Genomic DNA, 17,476 nt, shown 5'->3' with positions numbered 1-17,476 from the left:
TCACTGGGGCACTTCGAGTCCTGGTTCTTCCACGACACCGACGACGAACTCGACCGCTGGGCCGACGACCTGGGCCTCCACGAATTCTGGGCGATCCTCCGCAACTTCCATCCCACGGAAATCAGGATCTACCAAGAACAGGTGTGATCAAAGCTGCGAAGCGGCCTGTCCAGTGACGCTCCGCGAACGCTCCGCTGAGTAGGCCCGGAGCGCGGTGCCGGGATTGCTCCCGGTCCGTTTCTCCGGACCTCTCGCCGAACCCGCCGTGCGCCTCTCAACGCAACGGGCTCTCCCCGGTCTCTGCCGTCAGGTGTGGTTGATACCGGCCCAGGGGTTGGGGATCCTCGACGCCCGGTAGCGGTAACGGGTAACCGTCACCGTCTCAAGGTCGAAGAGTTCGATCCCGTCCGCATGTGGGCGACGCCAGCCCCCGTGGGGGTTGGCGAGCCACCGGCGAACGTCCTTCCATCTCCAGCGATGCAGAGCTCTCAGCCACCGGACCACCCGCCACCAGACGAAGTACTCCAGTTTGCTGAAGGTGTGTTTCGCTACTGCGTGCTTGAAGTAGTTGGCCCAGCCGCGCATGATCTGGTTGAGCCGGATCAGCACGTCCCTGGGAGGGTGTTGCGACGTCCTGTGCGTCAGGGCACGGATCTTCGCCTTCAACGACCGGAGGGGCCGGTCGGCGATGAAGGTGTAGACGTACCACTTGTCGCTGGTTCCCTGCTTGCGGCGCCACTGGATGCGGAACCCCAAGAAGTCGAACCCGTCGCTCATGTGCACGATGCGGGTCTTGGCCGGTGACAGCCGAAGACCCAAGGGCTCCAGCACATGAGCGATGTCTTCGCGCAGCGTTTCGACGTCGTCGCGGGTGCCGTGCACGAGGACGACGAAGTCGTCCGCGTAACGAACGACCCGCCACCTGGGCAGGCCCAGGTACCGACGCCGGTCCCGCCGGGAGCCGGTGCTCAGCTCCCCGCCGCTCTTCCACGGCCCGTGCAGGTGCTCATCGAGCGCCGACAGGACGATGTTGAAGATCAGCGGTGAGAGGATCCCGCCTTGCGGGGTGCCGGTGTGGGTGTCCCGATACTGGCCGTCCTCGGTGAGGACACCAGCCTTCAAGAACGCCTTGACCAGCTCCAGTACGCGCTTGTCCTTGACTCTGGCCCGCACCGCGTCCATGACGGAGCGGTGCGAGACGTTGTCGAAGGCCGCCTCGATATCCGCGTCCAGCACCCATCGGTAGCCTCGGGTGCCGAAGTAATGGATCTCGGCGATCGCGTCCTGGGCCCGCCGGGCGGGACGGAACCCGTAGGAGACCGGCTCGAAGTCGGCCTCGAAGATGGGCTCCAGCACCAGTTTCAGTGCCGCCTGGACCAGGCGGTCCTCCACCCGGGGAATCCCGAGCTTGCGGACCTTCCCCGAGCCGCCAGGCTTGGGGATCTTGCGCTCGCGTGCCGGCATCGGGCTCCAGGCCCGTGCCTTGAGACGCTCACGCACCTCGGCCAGGAAGACGGGGACGCCGATCTCGGACTCGATCCAGACGACCGTACGGCCGTCCACGCCGGGAGTCCGCGCTCCCTGATTACCCGCGACCCGGTCCCACGCGATGCGCAGGGTGGCCGGGTCGTGCACGAAGTTGAACAGGTCGTCGAACCTGCGGCCCGGTTCGGCCGCCGCCCAACGGTGAAGCTTGGCCTGCATCTCCGATACCCGCTGACGAGGCCCCAGTTCGGGGTCCGTCGACGGAGCACCGCCGTTCGGCGGCGCGTCTTCCGGCATTGCAGCATCCTTCCCTTCTCGAAACCGCTGCCGCCCTTCCCCATGTGACCGGCTTTCCCGGCCTCGGAGTACTACGGCGGCTCCGCCCCGTCACGGACCGATCAGTCGTCGGTGGACTCAGCCCCATCACCACCACCGGGCGCGGCGTGCGGGGCGAGGACCGGGACGGTTCCCGTGTTCACTGTGGTTCGCTCGATGAAGGAGGAGCCCGACTGTGTCCCTGTGGCATCGCCGCGAGTACGCCGCAGACCTTCCCCACGGCCTCCCGGGCAGCTCTTGAATACCGCCCCAGGAGTTCACCGGATCACCCGAAAGGGCGACCCGGATACGCGCCACACCCGGCCCAGATCCACCAGGTTCGAGCCGGTGTCGCTTTAAGAGACGTAAAAAAAACGCCGGTTCCTCGCGTACTCCTCTCCATCACGCTCGCCGGACCCGCACCATCTGGCAGTACTGGCACGTCCCGGCTTTGTCAGGGCTGCTTCCTGCCCTCCCCGGCACCACCCGGATCAGGCTGCCCTCAGCTTCAACAACCCTGCTGCGACAGGGCGTTGGCGCAGGTTTTCCACCTCCACTCGAACCAACAGCGCCTCACGGCGCAAACAAGATCTGTGCCAGAGCCCATTTTCGGCAGCATGCGACTTCAACGCCACTCCGACGCTCGAAAGGCCCCCTACCCCCTCTGGACAGCGGGGATCCGGCCAGAGTGCCGCGCGCGTACACGCTCTGGCTGCCGACCGTTCCCCCACGAGTTCACCGGGAGAACGGGCGGCGTAGGTCGACGGGGCTGGCTGGCCTCACCGGCGTCGACCTGTAGGAGATCTCGATAGTTGAGACTTAACCCACCCGGCGGGAGTTTGGCAAGCCTTGCCTTATATTCTGTGGATCGAGCCCCCGGTTGTCGCAGTTCGCGTTGCCGGGGGCGTGCTCTGCTCGCCGCACGACAGGACCGACCATGCGCACCATTCCCCGCCGCCTCCTGACGGCTCTCGCCCTCACCCCGTTGCTGGCCGGTTGCTTCGCCGCCGGCGAGGACGGCTCGGGCACCGGCGAGGGGGCGGGAGACTCCGGCCGTCTGCGGGTCGCCCTCGCCGTGCCGCCGGTGCAGGCCCTGTCGCCGTACAGCAACGACGCCACCGTGCTGAGCAAGCTCTCCGTAGCCGAGGGGCTAACCGCCCTGGACAAGGACGGCGCAGCCAAGCCCGCCCTCGCCAAGTCCTGGACCCAGAAGAACGCCACGACCTGGGTGTTCGAGCTGCGCAAGGCCACCTTCCAGGACGGCACCGACGTCACCGCCGCCTCGGTCGTCAACGCGCTCGACCACGCGAACAAGGCCGAGACCAAGCCGCGCGTGCTCAGCGATGTGACGCTCACCGCCAAAGCCGACGACGCGGACACCGTCACCATCACCACCAAGACCGCAGACCCGGTCCTCCCGCTGCGGCTCGCCAGCCCCGCCCTCGGCATCCTCGCCGAGAAGGCGTACGCCGCCGACGGCGCTGTCAGCCCCGTCGGCACCGGCAGCGGCCCCTTCGAGATCACCAAGCTCACCGGCAAGACCAAGGCCACCCTCGACCGCTACGACGGCTACTGGGGCGGCAAGGCCAAGGCGCCCGGCATCGACGTCAGCTGGATCTCCGACGGCACCGCCCGCGCCAACGCCCTGCGCAGCGGCGACGTCGACATCGCCGAGTGGATCCCCACCGCCCAGGCCAAACTCCTCGACGCCGATACCCGCCACGAAGTGCCTTCCGTGCGCACCGACAGCCTGATCCTCAACACCGGCAGCGGCATCTTCACCGATGCCTCGCTGCGCGCCACCGCCCGCGAGGCTGTGGACGGCAGCGTCCTCGTCGACTCCGTCTTCGGCGGCTACGCCGACCCCGCGCAGGGACTGTTCGGACCTGCCGTCTCCTGGGCCGCCGACCAACGCGTCGCGGTGACCGGCCGGGCGAAGGCCGCTAGCGCCGCGCAGGTGAAGTCCGGAACGAAGGGCAAGACCCTGCGCCTGGCCACCTACACCAACCGCTCCGAGCTGCCCGAGGCCGCGACCGTGCTCCAGCAGCAGCTGGAAAAGGCCGGGTTCACCGTGAAGCAGGACGTGCGCGAGTACACGCAGATGGAGGCCGACCTCCTGGCCGGCAAGTACGACGCCCTCATCTTCTCTCGCGTCACCCTCCTCGACACCGGCGACGCGGTCGCCTACCTCGCCAGCGACTTCACGAGCAGCGGCGTCTACAACATCGCCGGCCTGAAGGACACCAAGGTCGATCAGGCCATCAAGGCGGCCGCCGAGGAAGGCGACACGGCCAAGCGACAGCAGAAGATCATGCAGGCCGAGGCGGGGATCCTGCGCACCGACGCCGTCGTACCGCTGGTCCACGAGCAGGCCGTGCAGGGCATCGCCGCCGACGTCGAGGGCGTGCTCCTCGACCCCCGCGAGCGCTCCCTCATCGACATCGACACCCACCTGAAGTGAGCCTCGGTCACAGCCGTGCCGCCGACCGCCCGTTCTCGTGGCGGTCGGCGGCCGGCCGTATCACCGCGGGGGCCGCGCTCCTCACCGCCGTCGCCTTCCTGCCCTGGCTCTCCGGCACCGACCCCGCCCTGACCGTCCTGCGGGCCCGCTCCGCCGACCAGGACCCGACGCCGGCCCAGCTGACCGCCGTACGCGAACAACTGGGGCTGGACGAGGGCCCATTCGCGCATCTCGCGCAATGGCTGGGGGGACTCGTACGCGGGAACGCGGGCGCGTCCTGGGTGTCCGGTGAGCCCGTGCTGCCGCAGGTGACGACCGCCCTCGCGGTCTCCGTGACGCTGATGCTCGGCGCGCTGGCCGTCACGGCCGTCGTTGCCGCGCTGGTGTGTGCGCGCACGCTGTACTTCGGCTCCCGTCGACAGCTCCGGCAAAAGCGGGTGGGCGTCGGGGCGGCCGTGCTGGCGGCGCTGCCCAAGTTCCTCCTCGCCTCGGTGCTCGCGACCGTCTGCGGGGTATGGCTCGGCTGGTACCCGTCGCAGGGCTGGGAGGGGCCGCAATCGATGGTGCTGCCCGCGCTCGCCCTCGGCGTCCCCTCCGGGGCGATGATCGGCGGACTGCTCGACCAGTCGCTGCCCGCCGCGTTCCACGAGCCGTGGGCACGGACCTGGCGTGCCCACGGACTCGCACCCGGCCGCATCGCCCGCACCGCACTGCGCCGCGCCCTGTCCGGAGTGCTCCCACAACTCCTGCCCACCGTCGTCGCGTTGGTCGGCGGCGCGGTCGCGGTGGAGAAGATCTTCAACATCCCGGGTCTGGGCCGTCTCTCGCTCGACGCCGCCATCGCCCAGGACCTGCCACCGCTGCAGACCGCGACGCTGGCCCTGATCCTGCTCGGCGTCGGTGCCGGCCTCCTGATCCAGGCCGCGCGCCGCGCACTGCTCGGCCCGGCCCTGCGGGACGGAGCCCTGCCCGTGCTGCATCCGCCCGCCCTCCCGCGGTCACGGTCGCTGCCCTGGGCCATGGGATTCTGCGCCCTCGCCCTGCTCACCCTGGTCGTGGCCGGCCTCCTCCGAGACCCCCTCCACGTGGACACGGCGGCCCGACTGCTGCCACCCTCCGCCGCGCACCCCCTCGGCACCGACTCCCTCGGCCGCGACCTGCTGGCCCGGCTGGGCCACGGAGCCCTGCGCACGGTCGGCATCGCCCTCGCGGTGACCGCCGTCAGCGCCCTCGTCGGACTCGTCATCGGCGCGGCCACCCAACTGGGCGCGGGCCTCACCGAAGTGGTCTCGACGCTGCCCGCCGTTCTCGCCGGACTGCTCACCACCGCGGTCACCGGACCGTCGGTCCTCGGGGCCGCGTGCGCGGTGTGCCTGGTGGCCTGGACCCCGTACGCCGCCCAGACCGCCGCCCTGCTCGAACAGGAACGGGCCAGCGGCCATATGCTCGCGTCGCTCTCCTTCGGCGCCGGCCCCGCCTACCTTCTGCGCCACCACCTGCTGCCCGCTGTCCTGCCCGCAATGGTACGCAACGCACTGCTCCGACTGCCCACCACGGTCCTCGTACTCGCCTCCCTCGGCTTCCTCGGCCTGGGCGAACAACCGCCCACCCCGGAATGGGGCCGCCTGCTGTCGGAGAATCAGCCGTACGCCGAACTGGCCCCATGGACCGTACTCGGCCCCGCCACGGCACTCGTCCTTCTCTCTGTCCTCGCCATCTCCGGCACGGCGACGGGGCGCGGCCCGCGCCGACGTCGTACTGCCGAAGCCGCACCTGCTTGATGTACAGAGGCCGAACCACGGTCACTTTGGGCCTAGTAGTGCTTCGTTAGGTTCTGGTTCTGTTTCTGCCTGCGGTGAGGGGGCGGCCGCAGGTGGTGCAGGTGCCGTTCCAGCACCGCAGCAGGTCCTGGAGCGTGTCGAGGACTTGGTAGAGGGTCAGGCTTTCGTGCGGGCTTTTGGGGCGTAGCGCCGCAGGGTGAGGAAGGCCTGGGCGGCGGTGACGAGGGTGACGTGGTGGTGCCAGCCGCGCCAGGTGCGGCCTTCGAAGTGGTCCAGGCCCAGGCCGTGTTTGAGCTCGCGGTAGTCGTGCTCGATGCGCCAGCGCATCTTGGCGAAGCGCACCAGATCGGCGATCGGGGTGGTGGCGGGCAGGTTGGTCATCCAGTAGCCGGTGGGTTCAGTCGCCGTGTCCGGTTGTTCGACCAGCAGGGTCCGCAGCGGCAGCACGCCGTTCCATCGGCTGCGTCCGTCGGCGTGTTCCTGCGCCGTGCGGGTGGCTTCCTTGCCCGACGGCCGCACCTCGAGCACCGCAAAGCGTGAGGTCATCGGCCCCTTGCTGCCCTGGCGCCAGGTGACGGTTTCGAAACGGGTGCCTGCATCGATCAGGTGGTGCAGGGGGCGGGCCGGCTCGCGGTAGCGGGGCAGCGTGGGCGGGCCCAGCCCCGAGTAGGGCGGCAGATGCGGCTCGGCAGCGGCGGGCCGGGCAACCTCCTTGGACTCAACAGCCATGACGTAGGACCAGCCGCGTGCCTCCAGGGCCAGGCGGAAGGACACGCTGCGGCCGTAGCCGCAGTCGGCCACGATCACCGGCACCGACGGCAGCCAGGCCGCCAGCTTCTCCAGCAGCCCCAGGGCGAGACGGGGCTTGGTCACATGCCCGACCTCGTCGGGCACGCCCGCGGCCGTGCGTCGCTGGGTGTCGTGGGCCCATTCCTCGGGCAGGAACAGCTCCCATTCCAGCGGGCAGGAAGCACGATCGGTGGCCGCGTGCACGCTGACGGCGACCTGGCAGTTGGCCCGCTTGCCCAACGCCCCGCAGTACTGCCGGGCCACCCCCACCGATGCCCGCCCGCACTTGGGAAACGACACGTCATCGATGACCCACACCTCGGGCTTGACCACCTGGACCAGCCGCTCGGCGATCCGCCGCCGCACCGGCGTCCACGGCCACGGCGACTGGTTGACGAACTGCTGCAGGGCCTGCATATTCCCGTCCGGCAGCCGCTGGGCCATCGGCTGGATCGACTTGCGCCGGCCGTCCAGCATCAGCCCCCGCAGATAGCACTCACCCCTGGCCCGCTGATCCTTGCGCGGCACCGAGGCGAACACATCCTCCACGAACAGCCCCAACGCGGCCCGTAATCGGTTCACTTCATGCGTGTCCACACACCCAACATGCTCTTGATCAGCGCAAACGCCTAGTCGGGCTTGGTCATCTTCACTTGCGCATGCGTGTCTCATGCTGCGTGAGTGTCGTTGGAAATGGTGTGACACCTGAGGAGATGGCCTCGGTCCGGGGACTTGGAGGCGTTCGCGGCGGGGTTGTTCGACGGGTTCTTCCGTGCGGATCAGCGGCGGTGGGGGCAGGCGTATGTGCGCGGGCTGCTGCTGGACGGGCAGCGTAAGTCGGTGGAACCGAATGGCGGCCCGTCTGGGTGAGGACGGCAACCGGCAGGCGCTGGCGCACTTCATCACGTCCAGCCCGTGGGATCCCGCGCACGTGCGGGCCCGGCTGGCCTGGAGGATGCACGAGGCGATCGGTCCCGAGGCGTTGATCGTCGATGACACCGGCTTTTTGAAGGACGGGGATGCTTCGGCGTGTGTGTCGCGGCAGTACACCGGCACCGCGGGCAAGGTCACCAACTGCCAGGTGGGCGTCTCGCTGCACCTGGCCAACGACCGTGCCTCCGCGGCCGTTAACTGGCGGCTGTTCCTGCCCGCATCCTGGGATCCCGACTCGCCGGAGGCCGATGCGGACAAGATCGCCCGCCGCGGCCGGTGCGGGATTCCCGCCCAGGCGGGGCATGTGGAGAAGTGGCAGCTGGCCCTGGACATGATCGACGAGACCCGGTCGTGGGGCATCGACGTCCCCTTGGTCGTCGCGGACGCCGGATACGGCGATGCCGCCGCCTTCCGGCTGGGCCTGGAGGAACGCAAGCTGCCCTATGCGGTGGGGATTTCTTCCCGCCATACCGCCCAGCCCGCCGAACCGGGACGAAGGTTTTCTTCGCCGATCCGCACTCGCCATGGCAACGACCGACGAACGAGAACACGAACGGGCTGCTGCGCCAGTACTTCCCGAAGGGCACCGATCTCTCCCGCTGGTCGTTCACGGACCTCGAAGCCGTCGCCATGGCCATCAACAACCGGCCCCGCAAAGTCCTGGGTTGGCGGACGCCGGCCGAGGTCTTCGAAGAACAGCTACGCTCGCTGCAACAGCCCGGTGTTGCAACGACTGGTTGAACTCGCCCAGTACACCAGCCGGGCCTTCGCCGACGCCTGCTGCCAGGCCGGCGTCCGCCAGTCCATGAGCGCGATCGGCTCCAGCGCGGACAACGCGCTTGCCGAGTCCTTCAACGCGACGCTCAAACGCGAGACGCTTCAGGGCCGCAAGACCTGGACCGGCGAACGCGAGGCTCGCCTCGACGCGTTCCGCTGGCTCAACCGCTACAACACCCGACGCCATCACTCCCGCCTCGGGCAACGCAGCCCGATCGTCTACGAGACAGCACTGGGCGCAACATCAACTACGCTGGCCCAAGCCGCATAGCCCGTGTCCAAGATTCCGGGTGAAGGCCCCTGCGCACCGGTGTCAGCCTTGCTCACCGACCGCCAACACGCCCGACTCACCAGCGTATTCACTGTCGATCAGCACGCCGCGGTCGAGGCGACCTGGGGTGCCTACCAGCGCATCGTGTCCGCTACCGGCAAGACCGAACTCGCCGCCGTCATATAGACGATCAGCCACGGCGTCCCGGCCGGAATGCCCGAACTGAGTCGACTCGGCAGAACACTGAAACAGCGCGCCGCTGACGTGCTGGCCTACTTCGCCCGACCCGGCACGTCCAACGGCCCGACCGAGGCCGTCAACGGCCGACTCGAACACCTGCGCGGCACCGCCCTCGGCTTCCGCAACCTGACCAACTACATCACGCGCAGCCCGCTTGAAACCGGCGGCTTCAGACCCCGACTACACCCTCTACTGCGATGAGCCCCATACGGCCGGCCATCTCCGCGACATCCCCAGGAGTGGCAAAGACGCGGTGCAACGGATCAATCGCGCTCGCCATGCGCTGGTTGGAGCCGCGACTCTGGCAGATCACTCCCCCAAGCCAGGATTCTCTCGCTCCGCATCCAACTCCTCCAGGAATCCGGCAGTGGTCAGGGTGTCGGGATGGTCCTCACCCAGCACCCGCCGCCGCCGAGCAAGAGTCTCCTCACCCAGGGCGCGCGCCTCCTCCAGCCACCCCACATCCGCCAGATCCATCGCCTGGTTGTGTGCGGTGGTCAGGGTGTCGGGATGGTCCTCACCCAGCACCCGCCGCTGCCGGGCCAACGTGTCCTCACCCAGGGCATGCGCCTCCTCCAGCCGCCCCAGCGCAGCCAGCCGGATCGCCAAGTTGGAGGCAGTGAGCAGGGTTTCGGGGTGGTCCTCACCCAGCACCCGCCGCCGCCGGGCCAACGTGTCCTCACCCAGGGCGCGCGCCTCCTCATGCTGCCCCACAGCCACCAAATTGATGGCCAGGTTGTAGGCGGTTGCCAGGGTGTCGGGGTGGTCCTCACCCAGCACCCGCCGCCGCCGGGCCAACGTGTCCTCGCCCAGGGCGCGCGCCTGTTCCGTCTGCCCCGCATCCGCGAGCCAGATGGCCAGGTTGTGGGCGGTTGCCAGGGTGTCGGGGTGGTCGTCGCCCAGGAGGTGGCGGCGGCGGGCCAGAGCGTCCTCCGCCAGGGCCCTCGCCTGCTCCGTCTGCCCCACAGCCGCCAGCCGGATGGCCAGGTTGGAGGCGGTGGTCAGGGTTTCGGGGTGGTCGTCGCCCAGGAGGTGGCGGCGGCGTTGGAGGGTGTCCTCCGCCAGAGCGCGAGCCTCCTCCACCTGCCCCACATCCGCCAGCCGGATGGCCAGGTTGGAGGCAGTGAGCAGGGTTTCGGGGTGGTCCTCGCCCAGGACCCGCCGACGGCGGGCCAGAGTGTCCTCCGCCAGAGCGCGAGCCTCCTCCACCTGCCCCACAGCCGCCAGATCGACGGCCAGGCTGGAAGCGCTGTGCAGGGTGTCGGGGTGGTCCTCGCCCAGGAGGAGACGGCGGCGTTGGAGGGTGTCCTCGTCCAGGGCGCGTGCCCGTTCGTGGTCCTGGGTGTCGTCGTGGGCGCGGGCGAGGTAGTGGGCGGTCCACAGGGTGCCCTCGTGGTCGGGGCCCAATTGCCGCGACCAGGTGTCGAAGAGCTGCTGGAGGCGGTCCCTAGCGGGGTGGGCCTGGGCCCGGTCCATCAGGTACCAGCAGGCGTTACGGACCAGGTTCTGTCCCGCCTGGGAGCTGATGTGGGCCGGGTCCACCGTGAGGAGGTGGGGCAGGAGCACCCGCCAGGCCGGCCACGTCGAGGGATCGCCGACGTCTCCTGGATCAGCCGCGGTCAAAAGGGCTTCGGCATCCCGTCCGGCTTGCTGGTGCTGGTCGGGGGTGAGCTGGTCGGCGAGGACGGTCTGGGTGAGTCGGTGGAGCTGGAGGGTGCCGTCCTGGGCGCGGGCCAGGCTATGCCGGGTGACGGCGTGCAGGGTGGCGCGGGCGGTCATACGGGTGGCCAGGGCATCGGTGAGGAATGTGGGTGCCTGGTCGGGGAGGCGGCCAGCGCAGGCGGTCACGGGGAAGGGCTCGGGAGCCAGCAGGGCCAGAGCGAGCAGCAAGGCGGTGGCGCCTGGGCTGTCGCCTTGCAGGCGGGTGGTGGTGAGGCGGACTTGCGCGGCCAGAGAGACGGGGTAGCCGGGTGGGCAGCCTTCGGCCAGGACCGCGGCCGTGCTCTTGGCCAGCTCGGCGGTCAGGTCGGCGGCGGACAGACCGTCATTGAGGAGAGCAGCGGCCTGGGCGAGGGCCAGAGGCAGGTCGTCGAGAGTGCGGGCGAGGTGGTCGGCGTCGGCCTCCTCCAGGACGGCGCCGTGGGCGTGGAGCAGGCCGCGCGATTCGGCGCGGGTGAAGACATCGACATTCAGCGGGATGGCGTGAGCGCGCCAGTTGGGGTTGCGGGAAGTGATCAGCACATGCCCGCTGCCGCCCGGCAGGTAGGGGGTGAGGGCCGTGGGGTCTTCGATGTTGTCGAAGACCAGCAGCCAGCGCGAGCGAGTGCGCAGCTCCCCCAGCAGTGCGTCGACGGCGTCGGCGGGAGGTGTGCCGGGGGGTACGGCGCCGATGCGGGTGGCGAGCTGGGCAAGCTGGTCGGGGATCAGGGCGGGGTCCTCGGAGGGGATCCACCAGGCGAGTTCGTACTCGCCGGCGAAACGGTGCGCGTACTCGGTAGCGAGCTGGGTCTTGCCCACCCCGCCCCGCCCGTGCAGGGCCTGGACTGCTACGCGGCCACGAGCGGCGAGTGTCTGGCGGAGTTCGACCAGGAGGCTGTCGCGGCCGGTGAACGAGGGGTTGCGGTTGGGCAGGTTCCACACCCGCGGCAGCGACCCAGGCAGACGCGGCCCGCTCCCGCCCAACTGCCGCAGCGCCCCAGCCCCGGGGAAGGCCGGCGGTATGGTGGGGCGGGAAGGGCCGTTGACGGCCTGCAGCAGAACCTGACGGGCGGCGTCCTCGTCCCTGTCGAACAGGTCGCGGGTGATCAGGGGGCGCAGGATCGCCGGGGTGACAGTGTCGGCAACACGGACAGGGGTGATCTTCTCCCGCATCGCCATGACCGCGGTCCACTCCGGGGTGGTGAACCGGTCCGGTTCGAAATAGGCCGGGGAGAACAACGCCAAAAACCGTCCGCGTTCCAGCGATGCGTTCATCTTGACGATGAAGTTGTCGCCCGCGCCCCAGTCCCAGTAATCCAACTCGACCTGGAGGCCGGCGTCGAGGAGCTGCCAGGCCACCCACTCCGCCCACGCCCGATCCGCCCCCGCATGACTGACAAACCACGCACCCTCAGACGCTTCGCCGCCGCCCATGCCGTCCCCCGCAACCAGCCATACACCACCAGCTCACACAGGGTAGAGGTGTACACCCCGGCCGGGTTCCGGTTTGCGCACATGCCTAGTGCCGCATCAGGCATCGTTCGCCCTGTTGTGACGCGCCGTCCGGGTGTCGGTCCGGGCGGCGCGGACACGCCATGCTGTCCTCGTGGCAGAACGAGTACAGGTTCGGGAGATCGATGACGACGAGGGCCGGCGGCTGCTGCGGATCATCCGCAGAGGCACCGGGTCGGTGGTGACCTGGCGGCGGGCCCAGATGATCCTGCTGTCCGCGCAGGGCATGCCCGTGGCGAGGATCGCCGAAGTGTCGTTCACCAGCGACGACCGGGTCCGCGATGTGATCCACAACTTCAACACCGATGGCTTCGACTCCCTCTACCCCAAGTACAAGGGCGGCCGGCCGAAGACCTTCACGCTGCCCGAGCGCCGCGAGATCAAGAAGATCGCCAAGTCCAAGCCCACCGAGCACGACCTGCCGTTTTCCACCTGGAGCCTGACCAAGCTGGCGGACTTCCTGGTCGCCGAGGGGGTGGTCGACGACATCAGCCACGAGGGCCTGCGCATCCTGCTCCGCGAGGAAGGCGTCTCCTTTCAACGCCTGAAGACCTGGAAGACCTCCCGAGACCCGGACTACGCCGCCAAGAAGGCCCGCGTCGAGCACCTCTACGCGATCGCCGACGGCGAGGTGATACCCGAGGACGACGAGCCCGAAGTGGTCTTCTGCATGGACGAGTTCGGTCCGCTCAACCTGATGCCCCACCCCGGCCGGCAGTGGGCCGAGCGCGGCGGCAGGCACAAGGACCCCGACCGCGACCCCCGCCGCAGACGCCGGGCCACCTACAACCGCTACGGCGGAGTACGGCACCTGTTCGCCGCCCTGGACCTGGCCAAAGACAAGCTCTACGGCCACATCAAGCCGATCAAGAGGCGGACGCAGTTCCTGGAGTTCTGCCGCTACCTGCGCACCCTCTACCCGGTCGACGTCCGCATCGCGATCGTCTGTGACAACTTCTCCCCGCACCTGACCACGAAGAAATGCCAGCGGGTCGGCACCTGGGCGGCCGCGAACAACGTCGAAATCGCCTACACCCCGACCAACAGCTCCTGGCTCAACCGCATCGAAGCCCAGTTCACCGCCCTGCGCTACTTCACCCTCGACGGCACCGACCACGCCACCCACAAGGAACAGGGCAGCATGATCCGCCGCTACATCATCTGGCGAAACCACCACGCCGACGACCAGCGCCTACGCGCCGTCGTCGACAGGGCGAACGTTGCCTGACGCGGCACTAGATAGAGTCCGGGGGGCTGTGCCGAACGCAGTCGGCACGCACTACCCGCCCCAACCTGCGACATCAACAGGCCCGGGCAGCTTGGTCTGCCCGGCGTGGCGGGCCAGCGGCCGGTGTTGCCCGGGGGCGGCCGCCCGAAGGTATCCGATCCGACTGTCGTGCGACTGCGGGTCGGTCATGGCCTGACGGTTACGGAGACCGCGCTCGCCTTCCTGGCCCGCGTTCCGTCGGCCTCAAGCTCGATGAGCGCCCGCGGGCGCAGGGACTGGGTTACGTCGACGCGGCTCAAAAAATCTTGGTGGGCGATGTCGAATCCTCCGCTTCCCGTTCGAGCTCCAGTAGGAAGGGCTGGAACGCTGGCCCTCGGGTTCGAAGGGAATAGGGACAATGTCCCTGACGAATACGGCGACAACGGCCGCGAAGGCCGCAACCCGCGTCCGCATCCCGGCCACGCGGACGGAGAAGGGCCTGCTGTCCTGTGGCGTCATCGCCGGGCCGTTCTACGTCGTGATATCGCTGGCCCAGGCGGGGGCCCGGGAGGGCTTCGACCTGACACGACACGCCTGGAGCCTGCTCGCCAACGGCAGCCTGAGCTGGATCCAAATGACCAACCTGATCGCGACCGGCTTGCTGGTCATCGCCGGTGCCGATGGCCTGCGTCGCGTGCTCGCCCAGGGCAGAGGCCGCAGCTGGGCTCACCGGCTGTTGTCGGTCTATGGGTTGAGCATGGTGGGAGCCGGGGTCTTCCGCGCAGATCCGGCGCAGGGCTTTCCCCCGGGTACGCCCGAGGAGGGCACCTCCACCAGTTGGCACAGCATGCTGCATTTCGTGTCGGCAGGCATCGGCTTCATCGGCCTCGTCGCGGCGTGCTTCGTACTGGCACGTCGCTTTGTAGACGCTGACCGGCGGGGATGGGCGATGTCCTCGCGTACCACGGCGGTCGTGTTCCTGGTGGCCCTCCTGGCGCTGGCCGCCAGCGGCGGACGCGTCTGGGCGAACCTGACGTTCACCGCGGCGATCCTGCTGGCCTGGGCGTGGCTGTCGCTGATCTCGATTCACTTCTACGGCGCCGCCACACGCCCATCGGCCGCATAGCTCATAGCTCCCACCCACGAGAGAGGTCCGAACATGCGATACCTGGCGCTGCTCAAGGCAGCCCGACCCACCACCCCGCCCCCGCCCGAGCTGATGGCCGCGATCATGAAGCTCGGCGAGGACGCGACCAACGCCGGCAGCCTGCTCGACACCGCAGGCCTGGCCCCGAGCGCGACAGGCTCCCGCGTCAGCCTGTCGCAAGGGAAGCTGGCCGTGACCGACGGCCCGTTCGCCGAGGCGAAGGAGATCATCAGCTACGCGCTCTACGAGGTACGCACCAAGGAGGAAGTCGTGGAGTGGACGTCGCGGTTCATGCAGCTGCACCGGGACCTGTGGCCGGGCTGGGAAGGAGATGCTGAGATCCTGAAGGTGATGGGACCCGAGGACTTCGCCTCGCCCGCCTAGCGTGGGGATGGTTGGATCGGCGGCATGGCAGCCGCCGGTCCAACCGATCCCGAGGACTCCTTCCGCGCGACCCGTCGGGCCGTGGAAGCGGTCTGGCGCATCGAGTCGGCCCGGCTGATCGCGGGACTCGCCAGGCTCGTACGCGATGTCGGCCTGGCCGAGGAACTGGCTCAGGACGCCCTGGTGGTCGCGCTCGAACAATGGCCGAGAACCGGCATACCCGACGATCCCGGCCCGTGGCTGATGGCGACCGCGAAGCATCGCGCGATCGACCTGCTGCGGCGCCAGGAGCGGTACAGGACCAAGCTCAACCTGCTGGGCCGCGATGCCGAGATCCAGCAGGAATCCGCACAGGCAGACCTGGACGCCGCACTGGATGACCACATCGGCGACGATCTGCTCCGCCTGATGTTCACCGCGGCGCATCCGGTGCTGTCCGCCGAGGCGCAGGCGGCGCTGACCCTCCGACTGCTGGGAGGACTGACCACCGGAGAGATCGCGAGGGCCTTCCTGATCCCGGAGCCCACCGCCGCACAACGCATCGTGCGGGCCAAACGCGCGCTGGCCGACGCCGGCGTCCGGTTCGAGATGCCCACGCCGGATGACATGACCGATCGGCTTTCCTCGGTCCTGGGGGTCATCTACCTGATCTTCAACGAGGGCTATTCCGCGACAGGCGGTGAGAGCTGGACACGCCCCGAGCTGTGCCAGGAGGCGCTACGCCTCGGACGCATCCTCGCGTCCCTGCTCCCGAACGCGGCAGAGGTGCACGGTCTGGTGGCTCTCATGGAGCTGCACGCCTCCCGCCTGTCGGCGCGCACCGACGCCGCCGGACAGCCGGTACTCCTCCGGGACCAGGACCGCCGACGGTGGGACCGGCTCCTCATTCGCCGTGGTCTCGAGGCCCTCGACCGTGCCGAGTCTCTGGGCGGCGGCCCCTGCACGCTGCAGGCCGAGATCGCCGCCTGCCATGCCCGAAGCCCCTCCGCGGAAGAGACCGACTGGCCGCGCATCGCCGCTTTATACGAGGTGCTGGCCTACCTCCAGCCGACTCCCGTGATCCTGCTCAACCGGGCCGTCGCGGTGGGCATGGCGGACGGCCCGGATCGCGGGCTGAGGCTCGTCGACGAGCTGACCGAGGAGCGGGCATTCCGGAACTATCCGCAACTCCCGGCCGTACGCGGAGAGTTGCTGACCCTGATGGGCCGACAGGACGAGGCGCGTACCGAGTTCGCGCGGGCCGCAGAGCTCACACAGAACCAGGCTGAACGAATCCTGTACCTCAAGAGAGCAGCCGCCCCCGGCCGGCAGCCTGAATAGGCAGCAATCGCTTCGCGTCCCGTCGGCGCCTGCTCCCACTCGCCGTGGTACTCGCCGCTGGGTCGGTGTCAGCCGCGGACCATGCAGCCGGCCATCTCCGCGACATCCCCAGGTGTCGGCGTACGGAACTGTTGACGTGGCCTTCGACGATGCCGGAGCTGTAGGACAGGGTGAGGCAGGCGGTGACGGCCTGGAGGCCCTGGCGTATGGAGTCGGCGAAGATGCCGATGGCGTCCGGGCCGCCCAGCTCGGCCTTCTGGATCCAGTCCCGGAGCAGGTGACCGCGGCGATGGCGGAGCATGTCCGTGAAGTCCCGCGCGAGGGCACAGGCCGAAGCGATCTCCGGGCAGGCGTTCCGGACAGTTTCCACCCTTCACCGCCGTCGCCGTGGCGGCGCCGGGCGGGGCCTGTGGACTAGCCGTGCCGACGGACAGAACCTCGCCAATCGGTCGACACCTCACATAACGAGGAGCCCCGACTCTATGGCCCGAACAACCGCAAGAGTCCGATTTGGGCAGTTGAGCTTGGCCAAAATGATGCCGACCGTGCGCTTAACTCCATGTTCAGAGATACTCAGCGATCGAGCGACTTGTCGGTTACTTAGCCCCTCGGCAATCAGGCGCAGCACCTGGTGTTCACGTGCCGTCAGTGAAATCATCGACGCGCGCTTCGAGGTGGTGTCATCACCGTCCTGGTCGGATGCCGTCACGGACCGTCGCGCCAGGATCGCCGACACATGAAATCGTCCGGCCTTCACGTCGACGATCGCTTCGCGCAGGGACTCGGGGCAGAGATCTGCCCAGTCCAGGAAACCGTTTGCATGATCGGCCCAGCATTGCTCAACAACGTCTGCTGAATCCATCAGGATCAGTACATGCGTTTGCTGGATGCGCAGCTTTTCAGCGATCTCGCCAGGTATAGACCCCAACGCATTGCTGTCTGAAATGATCAGCCAGCCGCCGCAGAATATCGAGGGATCTTCGATATCCGTGACGGATTGAACTGTCAACTGGATGTCGAGCGAACGAAGCATTCCCTCGATACTGTATCGACGAATATCGTCTTCGATTATCAGTGCTATCCCAGGCTGTAACAGGGATCGTCCAGCCTGCAGGGAAGCACGTCCGCCAGATATGTCAGGCACCAAGTCATCTAT

The 17,476-nt window shown here is 68.6% G+C and carries 12 protein-coding genes and 4 pseudogenes; 11 read left to right on the top strand and 5 right to left on the bottom strand.

Translation table 11 applies throughout. The features are described from left to right. Nucleotides 1-306 precede the first annotated feature (306 nt). On the bottom strand, nt 307-1,782 hold the full coding sequence (gene ltrA / locus QFZ76_RS50015) for a group II intron reverse transcriptase/maturase (protein WP_307671949.1): 1,476 nt from the start codon (nt 1,780-1,782) through the stop codon (nt 307-309). 955 nt (nt 1,783-2,737) lie between these two features. Between ltrA and QFZ76_RS50010 the strand changes: the two genes are divergently transcribed. Both QFZ76_RS50010 and QFZ76_RS50005 read left to right on the top strand, forming a co-directional pair. Further along, nucleotides 2,738-4,261 carry an ABC transporter substrate-binding protein gene (locus tag QFZ76_RS50010; protein ID WP_307679884.1) on the top strand — a complete coding sequence of 508 codons (1,524 nt, stop codon included), beginning with the start codon at nt 2,738-2,740 and terminating at the stop codon, nt 4,259-4,261. After that, a complete protein-coding gene (locus QFZ76_RS50005; protein WP_307679883.1) occupies nt 4,258-6,042 on the top strand; it encodes an ABC transporter permease subunit in 1,785 nt (594 codons plus the stop codon). The genes QFZ76_RS50010 and QFZ76_RS50005 overlap by 4 nt, the downstream gene beginning before the upstream one ends. 156 nt (nt 6,043-6,198) lie before the next feature. Here QFZ76_RS50005 and QFZ76_RS50000 read toward each other — a convergent pair whose 3' ends face one another. Beyond that, a complete protein-coding gene (locus QFZ76_RS50000) occupies nt 6,199-7,428 on the bottom strand; it encodes an IS701 family transposase (RefSeq protein ID WP_307679882.1) in 1,230 nt (409 codons plus the stop codon). Between the two features lie 135 nt (nt 7,429-7,563). On the opposite strand from QFZ76_RS50000, the gene QFZ76_RS49995 reads away from it, so the two are divergent. The 5 genes and pseudogenes from QFZ76_RS49995 to QFZ76_RS49975 all read left to right on the top strand — a co-directional run. Then, on the top strand, nt 7,564-7,701 hold the full coding sequence (locus tag QFZ76_RS49995) for a transposase (RefSeq protein WP_307679881.1): 138 nt from the start codon (nt 7,564-7,566) through the stop codon (nt 7,699-7,701). After that, a pseudogene (locus QFZ76_RS49990) lies at nt 7,682-8,245 on the top strand (transposase); the annotation flags it as partial. The gene QFZ76_RS49995 and the pseudogene QFZ76_RS49990, both read left to right, overlap by 20 nt. Before the next feature lie 5 nt (nt 8,246-8,250). After that, nucleotides 8,251-8,505 (top strand): annotated as a pseudogene (locus tag QFZ76_RS49985) (IS30 family transposase); the annotation flags it as partial. A 4-nt stretch (nt 8,506-8,509) separates the two neighbouring features. After that, nucleotides 8,510-8,812, top strand: a pseudogene (locus tag QFZ76_RS49980) (integrase core domain-containing protein); the annotation flags it as partial. 48 nt (nt 8,813-8,860) lie between these two features. Beyond that, nucleotides 8,861-9,253 (top strand): annotated as a pseudogene (locus tag QFZ76_RS49975) (transposase); the annotation flags it as partial. A gap of 108 nt (nt 9,254-9,361) precedes the next feature. Here the strand turns inward: QFZ76_RS49975 and fxsT are convergent. After that, nucleotides 9,362-12,184, bottom strand: a complete 2,823-nt coding sequence (gene fxsT / locus QFZ76_RS49970; RefSeq protein ID WP_307679880.1) for an FxSxx-COOH system tetratricopeptide repeat protein — start codon at nt 12,182-12,184, stop codon at nt 9,362-9,364. 172 nt (nt 12,185-12,356) lie between these two features. On the opposite strand from fxsT, the gene QFZ76_RS49965 reads away from it, so the two are divergent. The 4 genes from QFZ76_RS49965 (at nt 12,357) to QFZ76_RS49950 (ending at nt 16,320) form a co-directional block, all read left to right on the top strand. Further along, entirely contained in the window at nt 12,357-13,490 is a 1,134-nt protein-coding gene (locus QFZ76_RS49965; RefSeq protein ID WP_307672181.1) for an IS630 family transposase, read from the top strand. A gap of 397 nt (nt 13,491-13,887) precedes the next feature. Next, entirely contained in the window at nt 13,888-14,595 is a 708-nt protein-coding gene (locus QFZ76_RS49960; RefSeq protein WP_307679879.1) for a DUF998 domain-containing protein, read from the top strand. A gap of 33 nt (nt 14,596-14,628) precedes the next feature. Beyond that, nucleotides 14,629-15,000, top strand: a complete 372-nt coding sequence (locus QFZ76_RS49955; protein WP_307679878.1) for a YciI family protein — start codon at nt 14,629-14,631, stop codon at nt 14,998-15,000. 24 nt (nt 15,001-15,024) lie between these two features. Next, nucleotides 15,025-16,320: an RNA polymerase sigma factor gene (locus QFZ76_RS49950; protein WP_307679877.1), complete on the top strand. Its 1,296-nt coding sequence runs from the start codon at nt 15,025-15,027 to the stop codon at nt 16,318-16,320. Here QFZ76_RS49950 and QFZ76_RS49945 read toward each other — a convergent pair. Both QFZ76_RS49945 and QFZ76_RS49940 read right to left on the bottom strand, forming a co-directional pair. Next, nucleotides 16,283-16,690, bottom strand: coding sequence for a hypothetical protein (locus QFZ76_RS49945; protein WP_307679876.1), 408 nt, complete (start codon nt 16,688-16,690; stop codon nt 16,283-16,285). The genes QFZ76_RS49950 and QFZ76_RS49945 overlap by 38 nt on opposite strands. Nucleotides 16,691-16,777: 87 nt before the next feature. Further along, nucleotides 16,778-17,353, bottom strand: coding sequence for a LuxR C-terminal-related transcriptional regulator (locus QFZ76_RS49940; protein WP_307679875.1), 576 nt, complete (start codon nt 17,351-17,353; stop codon nt 16,778-16,780). Nucleotides 17,354-17,476 lie beyond the last annotated feature (123 nt).

Origin of the sequence: Streptomyces sp. V4I2 (assembly GCF_030817655.1) — a bacterium.
Classification (GTDB): Bacteria; Actinomycetota; Actinomycetes; order Streptomycetales; family Streptomycetaceae; genus Streptomyces; species Streptomyces plumbiresistens.
This window is presented reverse-complemented; position numbering and strand designations above follow the sequence as displayed.

What these genes read in the sequence shown, in the direction of transcription:
- ltrA (WP_307671949.1), bottom strand. Translation starts at nt 1,782, where the DNA reads ATGCCGGAAGACGCGCCGCCGAACGGCGGTGCTCCGTCGACGGACCCC.
- QFZ76_RS50010 (WP_307679884.1), top strand. Translation starts at nt 2,738, where the DNA reads ATGCGCACCATTCCCCGCCGCCTCCTGACGGCTCTCGCCCTCACCCCG.
- fxsT (WP_307679880.1), bottom strand. Translation starts at nt 12,184, where the DNA reads ATGGGCGGCGGCGAAGCGTCTGAGGGTGCGTGGTTTGTCAGTCATGCG.
- QFZ76_RS49960 (WP_307679879.1), top strand. Translation starts at nt 13,888, where the DNA reads ATGTCCCTGACGAATACGGCGACAACGGCCGCGAAGGCCGCAACCCGC.
- QFZ76_RS49955 (WP_307679878.1), top strand. Translation starts at nt 14,629, where the DNA reads ATGCGATACCTGGCGCTGCTCAAGGCAGCCCGACCCACCACCCCGCCC.
- QFZ76_RS49950 (WP_307679877.1), top strand. Translation starts at nt 15,025, where the DNA reads ATGGCAGCCGCCGGTCCAACCGATCCCGAGGACTCCTTCCGCGCGACC.
- QFZ76_RS49940 (WP_307679875.1), bottom strand. Translation starts at nt 17,353, where the DNA reads ATGCTTCGTTCGCTCGACATCCAGTTGACAGTTCAATCCGTCACGGAT.